This window comes from Streptomyces sp. NPDC002265, from assembly GCF_040296125.1.
Classification (GTDB): Bacteria; Actinomycetota; Actinomycetes; order Streptomycetales; family Streptomycetaceae; genus Streptomyces.
The window spans coordinates 1-21,326 of the sequence record NZ_JBEOWS010000152.1 but is presented as its reverse complement, the minus strand read 5'-3'; the positions used below and the strand labels follow the sequence as shown (position 1 = coordinate 21,326).

Here is a 21,326-nt window from a genome sequence, read left to right as displayed (position 1 = left end):
GCCGCGCGTCGGCGCCGCGCCTGGGGGGCCGGTTGATCGTGTTGCGGGGGCCGCCGCGGCTGATCTCGCCGCCGTCGGCGGCGTGGTGGTTCAGCGCCCAGTTCGCGTTCGTGTCGTAGGCCAGTCCGACGATGAACCCGGACTTGGTCCGGAACGCCTGGACCGGCGTGTCGAACGGCTTGCCGCTGCGGCGCCCGCGGTGGTGCAGCACGGCCAGCGGCGGCATCCAGCGGCCGAGCGGGCGCAGAACGGGGTTGAGGTACTTCGGGAGGCCGGAGACACGGCTGAGGACGGGCATCTGCTTCTTCCTGGGAAATGGTTCGGGTTCTAGGGGCGGCAGGATCCGCGGTCTCAGAGACTGCGGAGCAGAGCCCTCACGGGACGATGACCGTCTTGCCCTTCAGCGCGCCCCGGTCGGCCTCGGCATGCACGGCGGCGAGGTCGGCGAGCGGGCGGCGGTCGGCGACGTCGATCTTGAGCGTTCCGGCGGCGGCGCGCGCCAGGAGCTCGGTCAGCTGGGCGGCGTCGCTGCGGACGGCCATCCGCACGACCGTGACACCGCGGCCGGGCTCGGTGGCCGGCGGGGTCGTCGCCGAGACGAACACTCCGCCGTCCGCGGTCAACGCCGCCAGCGCGTCGGCGCCCTCGGGCGTGGTCGGAGCCAGATTGACCACGAGGTCGAACGGGCCATTGGCCCCCTCGGTGACCGGGGTGGTGGTGTAGTCGACGACATGGTCGGCGCCGTGGGCGCACACACGCTCCGCGCTGCGCGGGCCCGCGGTGGCGGTCACCTCGGCGGCCGCCTGGTGGGCGTACTGCACCGCGTAGCCGCCGACCGCGCCACCGGCGCCGTTGATCAGAACACGCTGACCGGCCTTGAGCGCGCCGTGCTCGAACAGCGCCTGCCAGGCGGTCAGGCCGACACCCGGAAGCGCCGCCGCGTCGATGGGGTCCACGCCTTCGGGAACGAGGGCCAGTACCTCGGCGGGCGCCAGGACGTACTCGGCCGAGGCGCCGTGGGCATTGATCGGCAGGAAGCCGACGACGCGGGCGCCCTCCGCGACACCGGTCACCTCGGCGCCGACCGCGCAGACGGTTCCGGAGACGTCCACACCCGGCACGTGGGGCAGCTCCAGCGGGAGCATCTCGCTCAGGTGGCCCGCGCGCAGCATGGCGTCGGCAGGGTTGAACGAGGTCGCCGTGACCTTGACCAGCACCTGACCGGGGCCGGGCTGCGGGGTCGGAACGTCCACCAGCTCCAGCGCGGAGCTGTCGCCGTAGTCGTGGTAGCGCACTGCCTTCATGTCTTGCTCCCTCTGCTCTGCGGGCGGCGGGTCACCGACGCCGTCCCGCGATTTGTTTCTGATTGGAAACAGTCAGGGACGGTAGCATGCTTCCAGATCGAAACAAAAGAACGGGAGGGGCGATGACGCTCGACGTGCGGCGCACCCAGGCGTACTTCGCGCTGATGGAGGCGAGCGGCCTGCTGCAGATGCTGATGGAGGAGCAGCTGCGGCGCGACGGCGGGCTGAGCTATCTGCAGTTCTTCCTGCTCGCGCGGCTCGCGGAGGCGCCGGAGGGCCGCATGCGGATGACGGATCTGGCCGACACGCTGATCCACAGCCGCAGCGGCCTGAGCTACCAGGCCGGCAAGCTGGAGAGCGCCGGACTCCTACGGCGCGAGCCCTCGCCCGACGACGATCGCTCGGTCACCGCCGTCCTCACCGACCAGGGGCGTGCGCTCCTGGAGAAGGTCCTGCCCGGCCACGTGGCGGTCGTCGAGCAGGGCATGTTCGAGGCCTTGGACGACCGGCAGGCAGACGCGCTGGCCGACGCGCTCGGGGCGGTCCGCGACCGGCTCCGGACGCTGGCGCCGTCCTCCGCCGAGCGGCGCCGCAGCCGAAGCTGAACCGGCCACCGCCCGGCCCGGCCCGGCCCGGCCCGGCCCGGCCCGAGGGATGATCGTTCGTGCGGGCGACGGCCGTACAGGGCTGCGGTCGTACAACGCCACAGCGCGAGGGACGAACTCTTCGCGCTCACCGCCCCGTCGCTGTGCGCGGACGGGCCGGTGGAGGCGCCGCTGGACCTGACGCTCGTGGCCGAGCACTGGCGCGGGCACGCGGCATGTACGACGCGCTGAGCAGCGGAAACGTGGCCATTCCACAGCTGCGGCAGGTGCTGGCGGGCCTGCCCCTACCGCAGGCCGCCGACGGCCGCCTGGTCCTCGCCGTCGACATCGCAACTGGCTCCACCCCGACGCCCCGACCAGCGCGGACCGATCACTTATCAGTCATCTGACCGCACAGGACATCACCCGTGAAAAAGATCAACACGCCCTCGACGCCACTTTGGCCTGGCTACGGGCTGACGAGGTAGCGGGCGAGGCAGATGTCCCGGCCGGTGGACGGCTGGTCGCACTCGCCCGCTGCCACCAGCCGGTTCGGCGTCTGCAGTGCGATGTCGAAGATCTCGTCGTCCGCCTCGCCCGGCGCGGTCCTGGTGATGACGAAGCCGTCGCGGCCGAACCCGCGGTCCAGGGTGCCGTCGTCGCGGAAGCGGGCGAGGAGGAAGTCGCTGTCCACGGCGAACTCGGTGGCAGCAGTGCTGCCGCCGGCGAGGATACGGCCGTCCGCCTGGAGCACGAGCCCGGCCAGGTCCTCGTCGGTACTGCCGGGGCCCACGTTGGCGAGCACCTTCCCCCCGTCGCCGAAGTGGCGGTCGAGCGATCCGTCCGGGCGGTAGCGGGCCAGTGCCAGATCGAAGCGGCCGCCGGTGTCCGCCGAACCGCCCGCGAGGATCCGCCCGCGCCGGTCGATGACGACACTCTCCGCCAGGTCCAGGCCGTCGTTCGCCGCCATGGACGTGACGACCACACCCGGCCGGGGGGTGCCGGAGCCGAAGGAGGAATCCAGACGGCCGTCGCGGAGGTAGCGGGCGACGGCGAAGCTGGTGCCTCCCTGGGCGGCGGAAAGGGTGGCTGAACCGGCTGCGACGATGCGACCACGGGCGTCGAGGGTGATGTCCCGCAGCTGGTCGCGTCCGCCCTCGATATCGGTCACCACGGTGCCGGGACGGGGCCCGAAACGGTTGAACGAGCGGTCCAGGCGTCCGTCAGGCAGGTAGCGTACGAGGGCGAAGTCGCGGCCGCCGGTGTCCTCGCCCGTACCGGCGTAGCCGGCCGCCACGATGCGTCCGTCGTGCTGGACGCGCAAAGCCTGGGCCTCGTCGTCGTGCGGGGTGACCGCCGTCACGACCCGCCCTCGAGTGCCGAAGGTCCGGTCGAGACGGCCGTCAGCCAGGTAGCGGGCCACGGCGAAGTCCTCCCCGCCATCGGCTGTGGCGACGTGCCCGGCCGCGACGATCTTCCCGTCCTCCTGCACGGCCAGCCGCCAGATGTGCTCGTCATCCCCTCCCACGCCGGACATCGGGGTCAGGACAATGCCGCCGGAACCGAAGGATGGGTCCAGCCGCCCCTCCGGGGTGTAGCGTGCAATCCGCCACTGGAAGCCGCCGGCCGCTTCGCCCAGGTCGGACGAGCCGGACACCAGGATGCGCCGCCGACCGTCGATCGCCAGCCCGTTCTGGTAGTCCGTGTTGCCGTCGGGCGCGACCGCAGTCCTGACGATCCCGCCCCGCCCGAACCTCGCATCGAGTGAACCGTCGGTGTGTGCGTCGCCCGCGAACGCGGCCGGGGCCGGCAGCACGGCGGCCGCGGCCACCACAGCCGGAACGCCCCGCGCGCAAACGCGGCGCAGCAGATGCAGGGTGCGCATCAGGGGCCCATCCTCTTCCTCGACATACCGGCCCCCCGGCGGGCGATCCTCACACGACTCCCGACACCCAGTGCGCACCACGCCGTGACGGCGGCGTCCAAGGACCGGTTCGGCTCTGGTCACCCGCGTGACCATCGCGCCACCAGGCCAGAACACCCAGTTGGAACAGGGCTTGTCCCACCAACCTCGCAAGTGTGCGAGGGCACGTCTCCTCGCATCTGGAGGGCTGCGACATCACCGCGGCCGCGAAAGTGATGGAGTGGAGGGCGACAGCCCTGGCGCCGCGTACGCGGCAGCGTCGGGGTAGCTGCGCCGTGCACGGCAACCGGCTCGCTGCCGGACGTCGCGCCCGGCGAACGACGGTCGCGCCGTGGGTGCGCGTGGCGTCGGCGCCGTGCGGGTCGCAGGAACCACACCTTCGAACCACTGAACCAGATCGCCGTCCAGGCACCCTGCCGGTCGGCGACCACGAACTGCCGTCCGGTCTGCGCCGTGCTCCCCCGGTCGGAGATGCGCCCTGTGCTCGCCGCACCGCTGTGGATCGCCTGGTCCTCGCGGAGCGGCACGGTCGTGCTGGGCGACGTGCGCAGGCAGAGGGAGTTCGACGGTTGTTCCGTCGACCGACCGTTCACTCCTCGAACCGTGACACCGACACGGCACGACGCTGTCACGGCCGGGGGCCGGAGCCGGGCCGGGCGGCCGCCGGGCTGAACCGTCAGCCCCGACGCAGGACCACGTCGAAGACGGTACGGAAGAACGCGTCCACGGCCGCCGCCGACTTGTCGGCCCGTGCCGCGATCAACGTCCCCTCCCAAGCACTGAGGATGAACAGCGCGGTGGCCTCCGTGTCGAGATCGCCGCTCAGGTCACCCGCTTCCTTGGCCTCGTCGAGCACCTGCCGGATCCGTGCCCCCCACTGGTCGAACCCCTGGCTGACTGCGGCCCGGATCTGCTCGTTGTGGTCGGCGACCTCGGCGCCGAAGTTGCCCGCCAGGCATCCGCGGACGAACCCGTTCTCCACCGTGTCCCTGCTGAGGAACTCGAAGTGCGCCCGAAGCCTTTCCAGCGGCGGACGGCCTGCAGTCGTGAGCATCTCGAAGCGCAAGGAGGCCGCGTACCGGCTCAGCGCGTCCAGGGCGCTCTCCTCCTTGCTGGAGAAGTGGTTGTAGAACGAGCCCTTGGGGACCCCCGCGGCTTTCACGATGTCGCTGATGCCCGTCGCGTTGAAGCCTTGCGCGTGGAACTGCTCGAAGGCCGCCTGCGCGATCTCCTCCCGCTTGGACGCCCGTCCCATCACTCCTACCTTCTGTCGAACATGTCCCGGCCCCTCACGATGCGCCCATCACGCCCGCGCGGCTCTGAAGGCCGTACGACGTCGTCACGTACGGGCCGAGGAAGCCCAGGTCGCTCGGAGGCAAGACGACCGACCATATTATAGTCGGGGCGCATCCGACACTGCTGACAGCAGTCGTCGGAGGCCGTCCGAGCACGGCCCTGAACGTGACCGATCCGGAGCCGCCGACCGCGAGCCAGCGGGTCGCGGGCCGCACCCCGCGTCCTCATCAACCGCCATACCGGCGCATTCACCTCGGCGTTCCCGCCCACGGTCCAGCGCATGCCGGTCGCCCGGCCGCACCACTTCGCCCGCCGGCTGGAGCTGCACAACACCGTCGCCGCCGTCCCCGCGGCAGCTCGAGGCACACCGGCTCCCTCCTGCGCTTGGGCGTCGGCCCCTGCGAAGCTCGCCTCCCCCTTGCAGGCTGACCGCCGAGCCCGTCGCAGCCCCAGCCGAGCATCCGACCTGGACCGGGGCTCCATCGGGGCATGGGTTAGTCTTTTAAGACGACCGGTCATTTTGAAATCTGCGACACGTCCGGCCGCGCCGGAGCCATCGCCTTCGGCACCAAGCCCCCTGCCCGCCCTGGGCAGCAGCACACTCAGGAGCAGTGATGTCCACCTACCGAGCCTTCGAGGCCACCGGCGTCCACAACCTGCAGCTGGTCGAGCGCGAGCTGACCGAGCCCGCACCGGGCCAGGTGCGCCTGCGCGTGGAGGCCTGCGGTGTCTGCCACACCGATGTCCTGGCCGTGGAGGGGCTGCGCAGCGACCCCTCGCGCCCCGTCGTTCCGGGCCATGAGGTCGTCGGCGTCGTCGACGCCGTCGGGGCGGGCGTCACCGCCTGGCAGCCCGGTGACCGTGTCGGCGTCGGCTTCCTGAACGGCCAGTGCGGGGAGTGCGAGCCGTGCCGACGCGGTGACTTCGTGAACTGCCGCAACCAGGAACAGACGGGAACCACGATCGACGGCGGATATGCGGAGGTCGTCTACGCCCGGGCGAGCGGCCTGGTGCGGGTTCCCGAGGGCATCTCGGCGATCGACGCCGCTCCGCTGCTCTGCGCCGGTCTCACCAGCTTCATCGCCCTCCAGCAGGGGTCGACCAGGGCCGGCGCCCTCGTCGCCGTGCAGGGCATCGGCGGCCTCGGGCATCTCGCCCTGCAGTATGCGCGCAGCCTCGGCTACAGGGTCGCCGCCGTCGCGCGGGGCAAGGAGAAGGAGGCGTACGCGCGAGACCTGGGCGCCCACGAGTACATCGACAGCAGCAGCACCGATCCGGGAGCCGCGCTCACCGCTCTGGGCGGCGCCTCCGTCATCGTCGCCACGGCCTCCAGCGGCGCCTCGATGAATCCGCTGATCCGCGGCCTCGCCCCGAACGGCAGGCTCGTCGTGGTGGGTGCAGCGCCCGACCCGCTGAGCATCGCCACTCCCGACCTGATCTTCGGCACGCGTTCCCTCGTCGGCAGCCTGACCGGCTCATCCATCGAGAACGAGGACAACCTCGCGTTCAGCCTCGCCCACGGAATTCGCCCCAGCGTCGAGGTCATGCCCTTCACCCGGGCCCCGGAGGCTTATGAGCGCATGCTGTCGGGCGGCGCCCGCTTCCGGGTCGTGCTCGACACGGCGGCCTGAGCCATCGGCGGTGCCGGGCGTGAAGACCTCGCCCGACACCCGCCCCGCGGCGGGCGCAGCACGTCTCCCGCTCACACCGGCCGCGGTACGCAGCTTGCGCAGCGCGTTGTTGTGACCCGGGCCTGCGCCCGAGGCGGACAGCCTGGGGCCGACGCGGTGCCGAGCGCCGCGGCAGTGGCCCGGTCCGGCCCGGCCGCCGCAAGGTCGCGCAGACGCGGAGAACCGCTCAGCACGCACGGACGCCGTCCTGACCGAGCCGGCGCACCATGAATGCCCTGGTGCGCCGGCTCCGGCGTGTCCGCCTCGTGACCGTTCGCGCACACAGAGCCGATGCGACCCAGCTCACCCTCTCCGACTCAGCATCCATTAGACAGATCTGTCTAATATGAGGATGCCCGCTTCGCCCTATTCGGAAAGTGATCCATGAGTCGCGCATCCAGCACGCCCCTCTCTCCGGTCGTCCCGATCAAGCGGTCCCCCGCGCACGCAGCTCCGCGTCGACAAGCCCTCAGGCTGGGGCCCACCACCTCCATCGGACTGTTGGCCTCGATCCTCATATCGCTGCTGGCGTCCTCCAGCGCACCGACCCCCCTCTACGCGATCTACCAGCAGCACTGGGGCTTCTCCCCCATCACCGTCACCGTCGTCTTCGGCGTGTACGCGGTGGCCGTGCTGGTCGCGCTGCTGGTCTTCGGGAGGATCTCCGACCAGGTGGGCCGACGGCCGGTGCTTCTGACCGCACTCATCGCACAGGCCGCCGCGATGGCCGTCTTCATCACCGCCGATGATGTGGGCGCGCTGCTCACCGGTCGCGTCCTGCAGGGGCTGAGCACCGGCGCGGCGGTCGGTGCCCTCGGCGCCGGAATGCTCGACATCGACGCCCGCAAGGGCGGCTTCCTGAACTCCTTCGCGCCCACGCTGGGCACCGCCAGCGGCGCCTTGGCCTCCGGACTGATCGTGCAGTACCTGCCGGCCCCCACCCACCTCGTCTACGTCGTACTGCTCGGTGTCTTCGCCGTTCAGGCGCTGGCCGTGCTCGCCCTCAACGAGACGGTGAGCCGCAAGCCCGGTGCGCTGGCCAGCATGATCCCCGAGTTCAAGCTGCCCAGGTCGGCCCGCGCGTCGGTGGCAATCGCCGCCCCCGTGATGTTCGCGGTCTGGGCGCTGACCGGTCTGTACGGGGCGCTGGGCCCGGCCATCGCCCGGGGCTTGGTGCACTCCACCTCCGTGGTGTGGGGAGGCCTGCCGCTGTTCGTCCTCGCCGGCTCCGCGGGCCTGGCCGTCGTAACGCTGCGCAGCGCCGGCACGCGGGCCATGATGCTGACCAGCGTCGGCACACTGGTCGTCGGCGTGGTGATCACCTTGGTGTCCATCGGCTCGGGCACCGGCGGCACACCGTCCGCGATCGGATTCTTCGTGGGAGGCGCGATATCCGGCTTCGGCTTCGGCAGCGGGTTCCAGGGCGGCATCAGGCTGGTCGTACCGCAGGTGAAGCCGCACGAGCGAGCCGGGATCCTGTCCCTTCTGTACGTCGTGTGCTACGTGGGGCTGGGTGTGCCTGCCGTGATCGCCGGTGTCCTGGTGGTGCATGGTGGCGGCCTGATCCAGACGTCCAGGGAGTACGGCATCGCCGTCATCGTGCTGGCCCTCGCGGCCATGACCGCACTCCTGCGCAGCGGCCGCCGCGCGGAACGGGTGTCCGTGATCCGGTCGGGGCACGCTCTGCGCGAGACAGCGCCCGTGGCGCAGGTCTCAGAGGTATGACGCAGTTCCCCGGCGTAGAATGAACAGGTCTGTCTGAAGAGGTGATGGCCATGGCGACCAAGACTGCGGCCAAGATGTCCGCACGCGAGCGGCTGCTCGAAGCTGCCAACGAGCTCTTCTACGGCGAAGGCGTACAGACCGTCGGCATCGACCGCGTCATCGAACACGCCGGGGTGGCCAAGGCGTCCCTGTACAACACCTTCGGCAGCAAGGAAGGTCTGGTCTGCGCCTATCTAGAACTCCGCTACGTACGGATGCGGGACCGGATCACCCGGACACTGACCCGCTTCCGTACCCCGCGCGAGCAACTGCTCGGCGTCTTCGACGCGCTGGGTGAGGCGTTCACCGATCCCGGGTACAACGGCTGTGCGTTCGTGCGGGCCACCGCCGAGACGGCCGAGGACAGCGCGATCCGGCAGGTCGCCGACAATTACCGCGCCTGGGTGCGGGCCCTGTTCACCGAACTGGCCGCCGCGTCCGGATACGCCGCCCCCGAGGTGCTGGCCCGACAGCTCCACCTGCTGTACGACGGCGCGAGCCAGTCCGCGCGGATGGACCGTGACCCCTCCGCCGCCACGACCGCCCGCACCGCGGCGGCCGCCCTGCTCGACGTCGCGCCGCTCACGGCGTCCGCCGCCACTTCGTAGCAGCTCCGGCCGCGGAGCACCGGCCCGCCGCGACGGCCGATGCACCTCAGCAGCTCAGCGACGATCTGCCGGTTCGTCAGTCCCCGGAGCACCAGTTGCACCACCTCCCGCTCACGGGGCGAGGTCTTGGAGCGTTTGCCAGTGCGGGAGTTGCCGCCGTACTTGCCGACCGGGTCGTGCTGGTCATAGCCGAGATGGTCCGTGATCTCGCCTTCAAGGACGGACTCCAGCAGTCGCTTGACCACGTGCTGCAACAGCCCGCCCTCACCAGGCAGTTGCACCACTCGTGGCCCTCTTCGGGGAGTTCCGGGATGCGGACGTCGCCGCTGGGGCGGATGACGATCCAGCCCTCGCCGAGGATGGTGAGGTGCTTGCCGAACGCCTCCAAGAGTTCGGCCTGCCCGCCTGGTCCCCAGGGACACGCGCTTCCCGACCCTGCCCGCCGAGGACGGTGCGGAAGAGGACCTGGTGGAGGCGCTGATGACGGTCAATCTCGGAAGAGCCACTCGTGTGACAGTCCCGACTCGCTCAGCAACTTGCGTTGAGCGAGCGCCCCCCTCTTACGAGGGTTCCTGCAGGCCCGGCCCGCGCCGGGGACTCCCGAGCGGGCCGGTCGCGCGCACGCCATCTGCACAATTGTGCAGATGATTGGGCGGGGGCAGGGGCAGGTTGCCAGGGGGAAACCCTGTGAGGGATTGTGGCCTGGAGGAAATGATTCTTTTCGAGTGGGAGAGGTGAGGGATTCGCTCCGCGGGTCCTCGATATTTGGTCGCAACCCGAGCGGAGCAGACGGTCTCAGGCGCGGAGCCGGACTTCCCGTGGGGCGGTGCCCCGTACCCGGTCCTGGTCGCTGATGCCGCAGGTACTCTCATGCAGCGCAACGATGCCGCGCAGGCGCTTCTGCCCGCAGCCCGGCTCGGGACATGTCTGGCCGACATCGTTCCGTCCTGGCTGTTCGCGGCCCATCAGGCTGTGTGTCTGGCCGGTCATGAGTCGGACGTGCCGCTGACCGGTGTGATCGCAGCACGCCGTTTCGAGGCGCACCCCAGCGTCCGGGACGATGGCGCAGTCGCCTGGTGGCTGGTGGACGACACCGACCACCAGCTCGCCCGTGACGCACTGCACCTGGAACGGGAGCGGACTGCGTTTCTTGCGAAGGCGTCCAGCGCTCTGCTCTCTTCCCTCAATCTGGGGCGCTGCATGGACGTGACCGCGCAGCTGGCTGCCGAGAATCTCGCCGACGCGGCCCTGGTCATTGCGCCGGCCCGCGGTCACCGGCTGCCTGTGGTGACCTGCCTGCGTGGCGGCACCCCTACGACATCGCTGGAAGCGTTCGACCCCGATGATGTCCCGGGTCTCGGCGAAGCCCTGCGCGGATTTCCGCCGGTGCCCTCCCGGTGGCTCGATCCGTCGACTGCGCCGCAGTGGATGATCCCCGAGGGCTTCGGTCCCATCGGGGCGATCGTGGTCACGCCGCTCCCCGGGCACGGCGTCCCGGCCGGTGCGTTGGTCCTGTTGCGCAAGGTGGACAGCGCCGCTTTCACCGATGAGGAAGAGGTCTTCGCCCGTCTCTTCGCCACACGTTCCGGGGCGGCGATGTCGGCCGCGCGCCTGTATGCGGAGCAGACGGCCATCACCGAGGTGCTGATGCGGGAGCTGCTGCCCCCGACGCTGCACCGGATCTCCGGAGTGGATTTCGCCGGCGGTTACCGCCCCTCGGCGGACCACGAGCGGATCGGCGGCGATTTCTACGACGTGCATCCCGCTACCGCGGAAGGTGAGCCCTCGCTCGTGTCGCTGGGCGACGTGTGCGGGAAGGGCCTGGAAGCGGCCGTCCTCACAGGGAAGATCCGCAATACGCTGCATGCGCTGTTGCCCATGGCGGACGACCACCAGCGGATGCTCACCCTGCTCAACACGGCACTGCTGAACTCGCACCACACCCGGTTCGTGACTCTGGTGCTGGCCTCCGCCGCCCGCAAGGGCAACGAGGTGCACGTGCGGCTGACCAGCGCCGGCCATCCGAACCCGCTGATCGTCCGTGCGAACGGCACCGTCGAGGATGCCGACACCGGCGGCACCCTGGTGGGGGCTTTGCCGAACGTTCCTGCCCGCACCGCGACCGTCACGCTCGCCCCCGGGGACTCCTGTGTTCTGTACACCGACGGAATCACCGAAGCGAAGGGCGGCCCACTGGGCGACACCCAGTTCGGTGAAGAACGCCTCAAGCGCGCCCTCGCCGGATGTGCCGGCATGCCTTCCGAGGCCATCGTGGAACACCTCCAGATGCTCGCCTCACAGTGGATCGGCAACCGCGCTCACGACGACATGGCCCTCGTCGCCATCTCCGCACCCCGCACCCGCCACTTGAGCGCGGTGAACGGCCACACCCGGGGCAGATACACCGCATGAGCACAAGCACCCCGCCTCGCCTCCCGGACAACGCCCGCCTGCTGGAGCTGTGCGACCAGTTGTGGACCTCCGTGGTGGCCGGAGACGAGTACTCGGCCACCGAGGTCGTCCTGCGGGCCCTCGACGACGGCGTCGACCCCGAGTCCGTCCTCCTGGACGTGATCGCGGCGGTACAGGGCAAGGTCGGTGAGGAATGGGCTGCGAACCGCATCAGCGTCGCGCGGGAGCACGCCGCCACAGCGATCAACGAACGTGCCGTTGCCGCACTCGCCCTGCACCCCACCGCCCGCCGGACGCCCTGCCGGGGCCGGATCACGGTGGCCTGCGTGGACGGTGAATGGCACGCGCTGCCCGCCCGGCTGGTGGCCGAGGTGCTGAAGCTGCGCGGATGGCAGGTCGACTACCTCGGAGCGCAGGTCCCTGTACCGCATCTCATCTCGCATCTGCACGTCACGAAGGCCGACGCAGTCGCGCTGTCCAGCTCGATCGCCACGCGGCTCCCCACCGCGCATGCGGCGATCACCGCGTGCCAGGCTGTGGGAGTTCCGGTCCTGGTCGGCGGCGCCGCGTTCGGACCCGACGGCCGGTACGCGCAGTTGCTGGGCGCCGACGCGTGGGCCCCGGACGCCCGCGCCGCTGCCGACAAGCTCGCCGAGGGGCCGGTGCCGCGCCCGCAGGTCGACCACCAGCAGACGGACGACCTGCCGCACCTGGCCGACCAGGAATACACGTTGGTCGCACGCGCCAGCGCCTCCCTGGTGCGGACCGTCCTCCTCGCCCTGGAAGACGCCTTTCCGGCCATGCGCACCTACAACAACGTGCAGCGCGAGCGCACGGCGGAAGACCTCGCACACATCGTGGAGTTCCTCGCCACCGCCCTCTACCTCGGCGACGAAAACCTCTTCACCTGGTTCATCACCTGGACCGCACAGATCCTTGTCGCGCGCGGAGTGCCCACGCAGTCCCTGCCGCCGGCCTTGGATCTCTTCACCCGTGAACTCAAGGACTTCCCCCGGGCCACCCGCACTCTCCAGCGCGGAATCGAAGCCCTTACCACCGATCACTCCACCACCGCAGGAACACCAGCATGACCACGCTTCCCCCCGCACTCCGCCTGACCACAGTCGACAGCGAGGACACCGTCCGCATAGAGATCACCGGAGATCTCGATTACGACCACGCCGGCCACCTCCTGGACGAGGTCACCGCCCAACTCGGTTCGCGGCCGCATCTCACAGACCTGCACCTGCACTGCGCGGGCGTGGGAACCGTCGACTCCACAGGGCTGTCCGTCCTGCTGATGATCCGCCGCCGCACAGCAGCGGTCGGGGCGCGCCTGCACCTCGACGACCGGACCGCGATGCTCGACCGGCTCCTCGACATCACCGGTACGCTCGAATACCTGACAGCGACGCACCCTCCCGCCGCCGCGACCTCGCACCGGCACGGGACAGAACCCCCCATGACCAAGGGGACAGCACAAGCGGAGCGCCCCACCGGACCGGACAGCACCATCTGAGCCACTGCCGCCCGATCACCGGCAGAGCGCGCACCCATGGGGCGTCATTCCCGCACCCGAGGCCGCCGACAACGGGATCTGCTCCGAAGCCACGCAGACCGCCAGCGGCATAGCCGAACTCCTCGACCTCATGTGGGAGCGCTCAAGAGCCTCCACCGCGCAGGTCACCTCACCCGTCTCCAGTCCCGGCAGCGAGAGTGTGTCCGAAGGATGGCTCGTCCAAGATTTTCGTAGGCGTTGATCGCTGCGACAGGGGGGTTCAGACCGCGACGGCTTCGCCCATCTCCTCCTCGGCCGCCTCGTCCTCGTCGGCGTGCTGCTCGTGCACCGCCGGCGGGATCACGGTCGCGGCCGCGGAGGGGGCGGGGGCGTTGCGGCGTTCGGTGACCGCGGCCGCGCCGAGCAGCAGCAGGCCGGCGACCAGCCAGAGAACCAGGGCGAGGATATGGCCGCCGAAGCCCGTCGAGTCGAAGTAGAGCAGGCTGCGTGCGCCTTCGATGAAGCCGGCGCCGTTCCAGAAGCCGTGCAGCGAGCCGAAGAAGCTGTTCTGCAGGGCGGGTTCGAAGATGCCGCCGGAGGTGGTGAAGTTGAGCATCACGAACAGCACCATCATGGCCAGGGTCGTCCAGCGCTTGAGGAAGGTGTGCAGGCCGATGCCGATGGTGAGGATTCCCGCCGCGTAGAGCACGGACATGCCCCAGAGTCCGAGCAGGTGGTGGTCGGCGAGGTGGAAAGCCGGTCCGGCCAGCACCGCTCCGATGACGCTGACGACCACCGCGGTGCCGAGACCGAGGGCGGAGCGGATGCCGATGCCGAGCGTCGCGCCGCCGGCGCCGATGGCGGCGACGCTGGCGTAGGAGCCGATGCTCAGCGCCACCAGCAGGAAGAACAGGCCCTGGCCGGTAGGGTCGCCACTGGATAGCTCGGACAGGTCGGTGACGGTCAGTGGCGCGCCTTGCTTGGCGGCCACGTTCTTGAACACCAGCTCCGCGGCGGTCGCGGAGGTGTCGGAGTTGGCCTTGGCGACCAGCAGTTCGGGGTGCTTGGCGCTCGGCACGTAGGCGCCGACAAGGTTCCGGTCCATGATCTGGCGCTGCGCGGTGGCCCGGTCGGGCATGGTGGTCACGTCCAGGGCGTCACCGGCCTTGTCCTTGATCGTCTGGGCCAGCACCTGGTAGCGCGGTGCGGAGCCGACGACGGCGACCTTCAGTCCGTGCGCGTGCGGTGCGTGGAACGCGCCGAGGTAGGCCATGCCCATGCCGAGGCACATGAGCAGCGGGGTGATCAGGAGGATCACCACGTGGCGGACGGTGTGGCCGGTGACGCTCGCTGTCGGTCGCTCTTCGGCCAGACGGTGGGTACTCATGAACGGGCTCTCCTTCGCATGGATGGTTGTAAAGTACACAGAAATATGGTTGTATGCTACAACAGTCTGCGAAAGGGTGTCCGCCATGTCCGACCGCGAAGCGTCGATCGACGTCATCCAGCGCGAACTCGTCTCGTTCGCCCGTCGCGCCCGGCAGAAGGCGGCCCAGCTCCACCCGGAGCTCTCGCTGGTCGCGCACAGCATGCTCGACCACATCGACAAGCACGGCAGCTGCCACGCCTCCGACCTCGCCGGACACTTCCTGCTGGACAAGTCGACGGTCAGCCGCCAGATCGCCATGCTGGAGGCGGAGGGCCTGATCGTGCGTGAGCCCGACCCGAAGGACAACAGGAAACAGACCCTGAAGGCGTCCGGGAAAGGGCTCGAACTGCTCCAAGGCGCCAACCGGCGGCGTCGCGCGTCCTTCGAGTCCCGCTTCACCGACTGGGACGACGCCGACCTGTCACAGTTGGCCGCCTACCTGCGCAGCTACAACGCAGCCGATGCCGCCTGAGCCCGCAGAGGGCTGAGGCGCGAAGGTGTCGAACGGCCGCGGCTTCCGGGCACACGGCCGCGCCGAATCGGGCGCGAGTGCGGGGAGACGCAGCTCACAGCGGACCTCGCCCGATCCTGGAACCTTCCCTGTTCAGGCGGTGTGCCGGGCCATGGTGCTCGACCAACGGCGACCTGGACCGGTCGCGGTGCGCGATCGACTCGGTCAGCGTCCGCGCGGCCAAAGCGGGGACCCGACCGAACCGAAGCCCCGATGTGACTGCCCAGTACGGCGCGGAAAGCCTCTGTCGGCGGGCCGCCGACCACGGCGACACCCACGTCCTGGCCGTCCCGGGCAGGCCCGCCGGGTCGGGCGCGCGTCGGCGGCGTGCTGGCCGAACGGGCGGGTTTGCTGACTCGTACCTACGATTTCCTTCAGCTTTGCTCGGACGTGACAGGAGGTTCCCGGACGATGGACAGACGATCTTTCGGCAAGCTCTTCGGCGTGGGCGTGGGCGTGACCGGCGCGGCGGCGGCTTCGACAGCGGGAGTACACAGTGTTTCCGAGGCCTGGGCGACCGCCGGTAGGGGCGCGCCTGCCGGCGGGGATGTGTCCGCGGAGGAGACGGAGGCAGGTGCCGGGTCCTCCTTCGGCCCGCTGAAGCAGATCCGTGCCGGCGAGCTGAACGTCGGCTATGCCGAGGCAGGCCCCGCCCACGGTCCGGTGGCGCTTCTGCTGCACGGCTGGCCGTACGACATCCACAGCTACGAGGCGGCGACGCCGCTGCTCACCGCGCACGGCTACCGCGTCATCGTCCCCTACCTGCGCGGCTACGGGACGACCACCTTCCTGTCCCCGAAGACGCCCCGCAACGGCGAGCAGGCGGCCGTCGCGATGGACATCATCGCGCTGATGGACGCGCTGCACATCGACCGGGCGGTCATCGGCGGCTTCGACTGGGGCGGACGCACCGCCGACATCATCGCCGCGCAGTGGCCGGAACGCTGCAAGGCCCTCGTCTCCATGGGCGGATACCTCATCCTCAACCAGAAGGCGCTGCGCCAGCCGGCGCCGCCGGCCAAGGAGTACCCGTTCTGGTACGCGTACTACTTCTGCACCGACCGGGGCGAGCTGGGCCTCAAGGAGTACCGGCACGACCTCGCCAAGCTCGTCTGGCACACCGCCTCGCCGACCTGGCGCTTCAGCGACGCCACCTTCGACCGGACCGCCAAGGCGTTCGACAACCCCGACTACGTGCCCGTCGTGATCAGCAACTACCGCTGGCGGCTCGAACTGGCCCCCACCGACCCGCGGTACGCCGACCTGGAGGCACGACTGGCCGAGGGACCGGCCATCCGTGTGCCCACCGTCGGGCTCGACGGCGAGCTGGACCCCTTCACCCCGTCCGGCGGCGACTCCTCCTACCGCGACAAGTACACCGGCCCGTACGTCCACCGCACGCTCAAGGGCATCGGTCACAACGTCCCGCAGGAGGCGCCCGCGGCATTCGCCCAGGCGGTCCTGGAAGCCGACCGCATGGCGCGCGGCTGACTGTGCACACCGGAAGAGCACCCTCAACGCGCTCGCGCCGTTTCTTCGAAGACCGGATCAGCATCCAGTGAAAGCGAAGGACTCACGCAAGAACGCTTACACGTCGACCTGGTTCAGCCCTGGCTCCAGAGGGTGGCGAGCCAGTCGGTCAGCAGGCGGTTGACCTCGTCGGGGCGCTCCTGCTGGATCCAGTGGCCGCAGCCGTCCAAGAGGCGGGAGGCCGACAGGCCGGGAAGGGTGGTGGGGTAGGCGTCGATGGCGTCGGACATCCAGGTGGTGGAGGCGTCCAGGGCGCCGCCGATGAACAGGGACGGCTGCTTGATCGGGGCTCCGCGGTACGGGGCGAGGTCTTCCCAGTCCCGGTCCATGTTGCGGTAGCGGTTGAGTGCGCCGGTGATTCCTGTGCGCTCGAACTCCCCGGCGTAGACGTCGAACTCGTCCTCGCTCAGCCAGGCCGGGAGAACCCCCGTGGGGAAGCGGTCGCGCAGCCGGCCGCCGTCGCGGGCGACGAAGTGCGGGTCGGGCTCGCCCTGGGCGGGCATGGTGTCGGCGGACAGGGCCGCGTAGAAGCCCGCGAGCCAGCCCCGGACGTCGGGCTCGATCTCTGCCTCGGCGCGGCCGGGCTCCTGGAAGTAGGAGACGTAGAACTCCTGCTCAGGGCCGCCGATCCGGCCGAAGATGTCGGTGGGGCGGGGGCCGCCGGGCGGCGCGTAGGGGACGCTCAGCAGGCCGACGGCGCGGAAGACCTCGGGGTGGAGCAGGGCGGAGGCGGCGGCAATGCTGGAGCCCCAGTCGTGGCCGACGACCACGGCGTTCGCCTCGCCGAGGGCGCGCACGACGGCGACGTTGTCCTCCACCAGGTCCAGCATCCGGTAGGCGTCGGTCGCCTCCGGCTTGGAGGAGCGGCCGTAGCCGCGCACGTCGATCGCCACTGCCCGGTGGCCGGCTGCGGCGAGGGCCGGGAGCTGGCGGCGCCAGGAGTACCAGGACTCGGGGAAGCCGTGCACGAGCAGGACCAGCGGGCCGGTGCCCTGCTCGACCAGGTGCAGGCGCCCGGCCGGGACCTCGACGGTGCGGTGGCGGAGCTCGGCGGTCGGCTCGGGCGGCATGGGCTTCTCCTCGGATCGCGGGCGGACGCGGCTACCCATCGATCATGCGGCGCGGTACCCGCCCGACGCGATCAGCCTTGCCGTTCTGGCAAGATCGCAGGACAGAGCGGTGGAGCGGCACGGCGGGAAGGAGCGGCGAAGGTGGCAGTCGACGACGTGAACGGCACGCTGGCCGCGATGGGGTCCCGGCTGCGGGCCGCGCGCGAGCACCACGGCGCGACGCTCGCCGGTGTCAGCGGCGCGACCGGCATCTCGACCAGCACGCTGTCCCGGATCGAGACCGGCCGGCGCAAGCCCACCCTGGAGGTGCTGCTGCACCTGTCGAAGGAGTACGACGTCTCCCTGGACGAGCTGGCCGGCACCGCACCCGCCCCCGCGGCCGGGCCGCGCGCCACGGCGCCGCTGAGCTTCGGCGACGACAAGGCCGTGCTGCCATTGACCCGGTACGTCGGCGGCCTGCACGCCCACAAGCACGTCCTGGCCTCCCTCGTGGACCCGCCCGCGCGGCCCCGTCAGGTCTCCCACGACGGCCACGAGTGGCTGTGCGTCCTGTACGGGCGGCTGTGGCTCGCCCTTGGCGACCAAGACCTCATCCTGACCCCCGGGGATGTCGCCGAGTTCGACACCCGCACCCCGCACGGAGTGGCGAACGCCAGCCCCGGCGGACCGGTCGAGTACCTGATCATGTTCGGACCTCAGGGCGAACGCCTACGGCCGCGCACCCCTCCAGCCGCTGGTCGCGGCAACCGCCAGCCGCATCGCGCCCAGGCCGGCCGCCAAGAACAGCCGTAGGATCCGCAACCCGCTCCGACAGGACAGCGGAATCACGACCTGCACGCAGGTTCGCGGCCAAGGACCGCCCAAATTCCTGGAACTCGCGCGCAACCGACCGGGCGGCGGCACGGAAGATCCGCCGCGCCGAGCAGGGCCACGCATACGCTGCTGGTCAGCTCCTCGCACCCGAAGCTCCGCAGCCGCGGCCCAGCTGCAACCCGGCCCTGTGGTTGCGTGAGGCCCTTGGCTGGTGGCGCTGCCAGCGCAGGCCGGTAACGGGGGCGTCGGCCGTCGCCCGGCCGCGGCCCCCTGCGGTCCAGCCAGCAAGCGCTGGTGCGTGCGCCGTACGGGCCCGGGCACGCCCGATCCCAGGAGGCGGGTGCCTTGAGGGGGCCTGGACGCCGTTCATGTTCACGGTCGAGCACAGCTAGTAGCCAACATGATCCGAGCGCGGAAAGCCGCGTCTCCGGAGTCGTCGCTCCTTCTCCGGTATTGATCTGGCGGCCTCGAGTAGTGCGAGTGCAGTAGATCGGATTGTCAGCATCTGCACGACGACGGAACAGCGCTGGTCTTGGAGTCTTGTGGAAGATTCCCGAGACCAGATGTGGAGATCTTCTGTCATGGCGTCCTTCCTCTACCGGCTGGGCCAGACGGCCTTCCGGAAGCGCTGCTGGGTCCTGTTGCTGTGGGTGGCCGTCGTGGCCGTCGTCGGCTTCAAGGGCCTCACCGCCGCTGCCGGCTCCGATGACTCTTCATCGATGCCGGGAATCGAATCCCAGAAAGCCTTCGACCTCATCGCCCAGCGTTTCCCCGGAACCGCGGCTGACGGGGCGAGCGCACGCATCGTCTTCGTCGCACCGGACGGGCAGAAGGTAACGGCCGCCGAGAACCGCAAGGCCATCGAGAAGACGGTCACCGACGCCGCTGCCGGCAGCCAGGTCGCGAGCGCGGTGAACCCGTTCCAGGCGAGCGCGGTCAGCAAGGATGGCAGCACCGCCTACGCGACCGTCACCTACAAGGTGACGGCCAAGGACATCTCCGACGGCAGCAAGAGCGAGCTCCAGCAGGCGCTGAGCAATGCGAAGCAGGCCGGCCTCACCGTCGAGACCGGCGGCAACGCCGTGGCCGCACAGACGGAGGCCGGCGGTCTGGGGGAGGCCGCAGGTGTGCTGGTGGCCGCGCTCGTCCTGTTGGTGACCTTCGGATCCATGGCCGCGGCAGGACTGTCCTTGCTGACCGCCATCATCGGCGTGGCCACCAGCATGCTGGCCATCACGGCCCTGAGCAGCGCCTTCGGCCTGTCGTCCTCGACGGGAACCCTGGCCACCATGCTGGGCCTCGCAGTCGGGATCGACTACGCGATGTTCATCGTCTCCCGGTACAGGGAAGAGCGAGGCAAGGGGCACGTGGCGCGGGAAGCGGCCGGCCGGGCCGTCGGTACGGCCGGTTCCGCCGTCGTCTTCGCCGGGCTCACCGTCGTCGTCGCCCTCGCAGGACTCTCGATCGTCGGCGTCCCCATGCTGACCAAGATGGGACTCGCAGCTGCCGGAGCGGTGCTGCTGTCCGTGATCATCGCGCTGACACTGGTTCCCGCGCTGCTCGGGTTCTGGCCGAACGCGGTCCTGCCCCGACGCCTGCGCCGCCGGAACCGCAAGACGAGCAACGCCGACGAGAAGCACCTTGCGACCGTCACCAGTGCGGTAGCCGGTACCAGGGAATCAAGGTGGGCACGCTTCGTGCTGTGTCGCCCGCTGCCGGTCCTGCTGCTGTCCGTCATCGGACTCGGAGCACTCGCCCTGCCGGCGACCGACCTTCAGTTGGGTATGTCCGGCGACGAGGCCAAGCCCACTTCCACCACCGAACGACGTGCCTACGACGCCCTCGCAAACGGCTTCGGCCCCGGCTTCAACGGCCCGCTGACCATCGTGGTCGACGCTCGGAGTGCCCCCGATACAGCTGGAGCGGTGAACACCGTCGCAAAGAAGATCGCTTCGACGGACGGGGTCGTGTCCGTGTCCAAGCCGCGCTTCAACGAAGCTCGGGACACCGCAATCATCTCCGCCACACCGTCCACCTCGCCCACCAGCGAGGAGACCAAGAACCTCGTCCAGACCATCCGGAGCGAGCGTGCGGGTCTGGAATCAGCGACCGACGCGACGTTCCAGGTCACCGGAACAACGGCAGCCAACATCGACGTCGCGCAGAAGATGCAGAGCGCGCTGATCCCGTACCTGGCCGTCGTGGTCGGGCTGGCCTTCCTGCTCCTGCTGATCGTCTTCCGCTCCGTCCTGGTGCCGGTCAAAGCGGCTGTCGGCTTCCTCCTGTCCGTCCTGGCCTCTCTGGGTGCGGTCGTCGCGGTATTCCAATGGGGCTGGGCCGCAGACCTCCTCGGCGTCGAGCAGACCGGTCCGATCATGAGCATGATGCCGATCTTCCTCGTCGGCATCGTCTTCGGCCTGGCCATGGACTACCAGGTCTTCCTCGTGTCCCGCATGCGGGAGGCGTACGTCCACGGCCAGAGCCCGGGCCGCGCCATGGTCACCGGATTCGGCCACAGCGCACGCGTCGTCGTGGCAGCGGCACTGATCATGATGAGCGTGTTCTCCGGCTTCATCACCGCCGGGGAATCGATGATCAAGATGATCGGCTTCGGTCTCGCCATCGCCGTCCTCTTCGACGCTTTCGTGGTCCGCATGGCCTTCGTGCCGGCGGTGCTGGCCCTCCTCGGCCACCGAGCCTGGTGGCTGCCCCGGTGGCTCGATCGCATGCTCCCCCGCGTCGACGTCGAAGGTGAGGCGCTCGCCCACGGTGACACGCCCGCGGCACAGCCCTACGAGATGCCACGGGAAACCGCAGGAATCTGAGCACTCCCAGGTGAGGTCCGCCCGACGGAGCCCGGGGGGGCTCAACTGCCGTAAACCGCGGCTTTTGCACCCTTGTTGTTTAAGCCCC

General features: G+C 70.0%; 17 protein-coding genes and 2 pseudogenes. 12 read left to right on the top strand and 7 right to left on the bottom strand.

Annotated features, from left to right (window positions below; all coding sequences use genetic code 11):
* Both ABT085_RS24985 and ABT085_RS24980 read right to left on the bottom strand, forming a co-directional pair.
* Window positions 1–298 (bottom strand): PNPOx family protein (locus ABT085_RS24985; protein ID WP_351612006.1); only part of this gene is annotated, 298 nt, incomplete at its 3' end.
* A gap of 76 nt (window positions 299–374) precedes the next feature.
* On the bottom strand, window positions 375–1,304 hold the full coding sequence (locus ABT085_RS24980; protein WP_351612003.1) for an NADP-dependent oxidoreductase: 930 nt from the start codon (window positions 1,302–1,304) through the stop codon (window positions 375–377).
* Window positions 1,305–1,426: 122 nt separating this feature from the next.
* Between ABT085_RS24980 and ABT085_RS24975 the strand changes: the two genes are divergently transcribed.
* Together ABT085_RS24975 and ABT085_RS24970 are read left to right on the top strand one after the other, a co-directional pair.
* The gene (locus tag ABT085_RS24975) at window positions 1,427–1,909 is read left to right on the top strand and encodes a MarR family winged helix-turn-helix transcriptional regulator (RefSeq protein WP_351612000.1); all 483 of its coding nucleotides are present in this window, start codon (window positions 1,427–1,429) and stop codon (window positions 1,907–1,909) included.
* Between the two features lie 111 nt (window positions 1,910–2,020).
* A pseudogene (locus ABT085_RS24970) lies at window positions 2,021–2,330 on the top strand (transposase); the annotation flags it as partial.
* A 27-nt stretch (window positions 2,331–2,357) separates the two neighbouring features.
* Here the strand turns inward: ABT085_RS24970 and ABT085_RS24965 are convergent.
* Both ABT085_RS24965 and ABT085_RS24960 read right to left on the bottom strand, forming a co-directional pair.
* Window positions 2,358–3,773, bottom strand: coding sequence for an NHL repeat-containing protein (locus ABT085_RS24965; RefSeq protein ID WP_351611997.1), 1,416 nt, complete (start codon window positions 3,771–3,773; stop codon window positions 2,358–2,360).
* Between the two features lie 715 nt (window positions 3,774–4,488).
* Entirely contained in the window at window positions 4,489–5,067 is a 579-nt protein-coding gene (locus ABT085_RS24960; protein ID WP_351611994.1) for a TetR/AcrR family transcriptional regulator, read from the bottom strand.
* A gap of 655 nt (window positions 5,068–5,722) precedes the next feature.
* Between ABT085_RS24960 and ABT085_RS24955 the strand changes: the two genes are divergently transcribed.
* The 3 genes from ABT085_RS24955 to ABT085_RS24945 all read left to right on the top strand — a co-directional run bounded on the left by ABT085_RS24955 (window position 5,723) and on the right by ABT085_RS24945 (window position 9,150).
* A complete protein-coding gene (locus tag ABT085_RS24955; RefSeq protein WP_351611991.1) occupies window positions 5,723–6,739 on the top strand; it encodes an alcohol dehydrogenase catalytic domain-containing protein in 1,017 nt (338 codons plus the stop codon).
* A 540-nt stretch (window positions 6,740–7,279) separates the two neighbouring features.
* Window positions 7,280–8,503: an MFS transporter gene (locus ABT085_RS24950; protein ID WP_351611988.1), complete on the top strand. Its 1,224-nt coding sequence runs from the start codon at window positions 7,280–7,282 to the stop codon at window positions 8,501–8,503.
* Between the two features lie 50 nt (window positions 8,504–8,553).
* Window positions 8,554–9,150, top strand: coding sequence for a TetR/AcrR family transcriptional regulator (locus tag ABT085_RS24945; RefSeq protein ID WP_351611985.1), 597 nt, complete (start codon window positions 8,554–8,556; stop codon window positions 9,148–9,150).
* Between the two features lie 122 nt (window positions 9,151–9,272).
* Here ABT085_RS24945 and ABT085_RS46745 read toward each other — a convergent pair.
* Window positions 9,273–9,431 (bottom strand): annotated as a pseudogene (locus ABT085_RS46745) (transposase); the annotation flags it as partial.
* Between the two features lie 589 nt (window positions 9,432–10,020).
* Here ABT085_RS46745 and ABT085_RS24940 point away from each other — a divergent pair.
* From ABT085_RS24940 to ABT085_RS24930, 3 genes are read left to right on the top strand one after another with little or no spacing between them, the layout of a single operon-like run.
* Window positions 10,021–11,562, top strand: a complete 1,542-nt coding sequence (locus ABT085_RS24940; RefSeq protein WP_351611983.1) for a PP2C family protein-serine/threonine phosphatase — start codon at window positions 10,021–10,023, stop codon at window positions 11,560–11,562.
* A complete protein-coding gene (locus ABT085_RS24935; RefSeq protein ID WP_351611981.1) occupies window positions 11,559–12,653 on the top strand; it encodes a cobalamin B12-binding domain-containing protein in 1,095 nt (364 codons plus the stop codon). The genes ABT085_RS24940 and ABT085_RS24935 overlap by 4 nt, the downstream gene beginning before the upstream one ends.
* Complete coding sequence (locus ABT085_RS24930; RefSeq protein ID WP_351611978.1) at window positions 12,650–13,081, top strand: STAS domain-containing protein; 432 nt, start codon at window positions 12,650–12,652, stop codon at window positions 13,079–13,081. Before ABT085_RS24935 ends, ABT085_RS24930 begins: the two co-directional genes overlap by 4 nt.
* Window positions 13,082–13,340: 259 nt before the next feature.
* On the opposite strand, the gene ABT085_RS24925 is transcribed toward ABT085_RS24930, so the two are convergent.
* A complete protein-coding gene (locus tag ABT085_RS24925; RefSeq protein ID WP_351611975.1) occupies window positions 13,341–14,447 on the bottom strand; it encodes an ABC-2 transporter permease in 1,107 nt (368 codons plus the stop codon).
* A gap of 85 nt (window positions 14,448–14,532) precedes the next feature.
* Between ABT085_RS24925 and ABT085_RS24920 the strand changes: the two genes are divergently transcribed.
* A complete protein-coding gene (locus ABT085_RS24920; RefSeq protein ID WP_351611970.1) occupies window positions 14,533–14,961 on the top strand; it encodes a MarR family winged helix-turn-helix transcriptional regulator in 429 nt (142 codons plus the stop codon).
* A 450-nt stretch (window positions 14,962–15,411) separates the two neighbouring features.
* The gene (locus ABT085_RS24915) at window positions 15,412–16,491 is read left to right on the top strand and encodes an alpha/beta fold hydrolase (RefSeq protein ID WP_351611965.1); all 1,080 of its coding nucleotides are present in this window, start codon (window positions 15,412–15,414) and stop codon (window positions 16,489–16,491) included.
* Window positions 16,492–16,604: 113 nt separating this feature from the next.
* Here the strand turns inward: ABT085_RS24915 and ABT085_RS24910 are convergent, their stop codons facing one another.
* Window positions 16,605–17,600: an alpha/beta fold hydrolase gene (locus ABT085_RS24910; RefSeq protein ID WP_351611962.1), complete on the bottom strand. Its 996-nt coding sequence runs from the start codon at window positions 17,598–17,600 to the stop codon at window positions 16,605–16,607.
* A gap of 141 nt (window positions 17,601–17,741) precedes the next feature.
* Between ABT085_RS24910 and ABT085_RS24905 the strand changes: the two genes are divergently transcribed.
* On the top strand, window positions 17,742–18,392 hold the full coding sequence (locus ABT085_RS24905) for a helix-turn-helix domain-containing protein (protein ID WP_351611959.1): 651 nt from the start codon (window positions 17,742–17,744) through the stop codon (window positions 18,390–18,392).
* Window positions 18,393–18,994: 602 nt separating this feature from the next.
* Window positions 18,995–21,238 (top strand): MMPL family transporter, encoded by a 2,244-nt coding sequence (locus ABT085_RS24900; RefSeq protein ID WP_351611956.1) that lies wholly within the window; start codon window positions 18,995–18,997, stop codon window positions 21,236–21,238.
* Window positions 21,239–21,326: the final 88 nt, after the last annotated feature.

Bases quoted from the DNA above. Each gene is read 5' to 3' on its own strand.
- ABT085_RS24980 (WP_351612003.1), bottom strand. From the start codon at position 1,304: ATGAAGGCAGTGCGCTACCACGACTACGGCGACAGCTCCGCGCTGGAG.
- ABT085_RS24975 (WP_351612000.1), top strand. From the start codon at position 1,427: ATGACGCTCGACGTGCGGCGCACCCAGGCGTACTTCGCGCTGATGGAG.
- ABT085_RS24965 (WP_351611997.1), bottom strand. From the start codon at position 3,773: ATGCGCACCCTGCATCTGCTGCGCCGCGTTTGCGCGCGGGGCGTTCCG.
- ABT085_RS24960 (WP_351611994.1), bottom strand. From the start codon at position 5,067: ATGGGACGGGCGTCCAAGCGGGAGGAGATCGCGCAGGCGGCCTTCGAG.
- ABT085_RS24955 (WP_351611991.1), top strand. From the start codon at position 5,723: ATGTCCACCTACCGAGCCTTCGAGGCCACCGGCGTCCACAACCTGCAG.
- ABT085_RS24945 (WP_351611985.1), top strand. From the start codon at position 8,554: ATGGCGACCAAGACTGCGGCCAAGATGTCCGCACGCGAGCGGCTGCTC.
- ABT085_RS24940 (WP_351611983.1), top strand. From the start codon at position 10,021: ATGCAGCGCAACGATGCCGCGCAGGCGCTTCTGCCCGCAGCCCGGCTC.
- ABT085_RS24935 (WP_351611981.1), top strand. From the start codon at position 11,559: ATGAGCACAAGCACCCCGCCTCGCCTCCCGGACAACGCCCGCCTGCTG.
- ABT085_RS24930 (WP_351611978.1), top strand. From the start codon at position 12,650: ATGACCACGCTTCCCCCCGCACTCCGCCTGACCACAGTCGACAGCGAG.
- ABT085_RS24925 (WP_351611975.1), bottom strand. From the start codon at position 14,447: ATGAGTACCCACCGTCTGGCCGAAGAGCGACCGACAGCGAGCGTCACC.
- ABT085_RS24920 (WP_351611970.1), top strand. From the start codon at position 14,533: ATGTCCGACCGCGAAGCGTCGATCGACGTCATCCAGCGCGAACTCGTC.
- ABT085_RS24915 (WP_351611965.1), top strand. From the start codon at position 15,412: ATGGACAGACGATCTTTCGGCAAGCTCTTCGGCGTGGGCGTGGGCGTG.
- ABT085_RS24910 (WP_351611962.1), bottom strand. From the start codon at position 17,600: ATGCCGCCCGAGCCGACCGCCGAGCTCCGCCACCGCACCGTCGAGGTC.
- ABT085_RS24900 (WP_351611956.1), top strand. From the start codon at position 18,995: ATGGCGTCCTTCCTCTACCGGCTGGGCCAGACGGCCTTCCGGAAGCGC.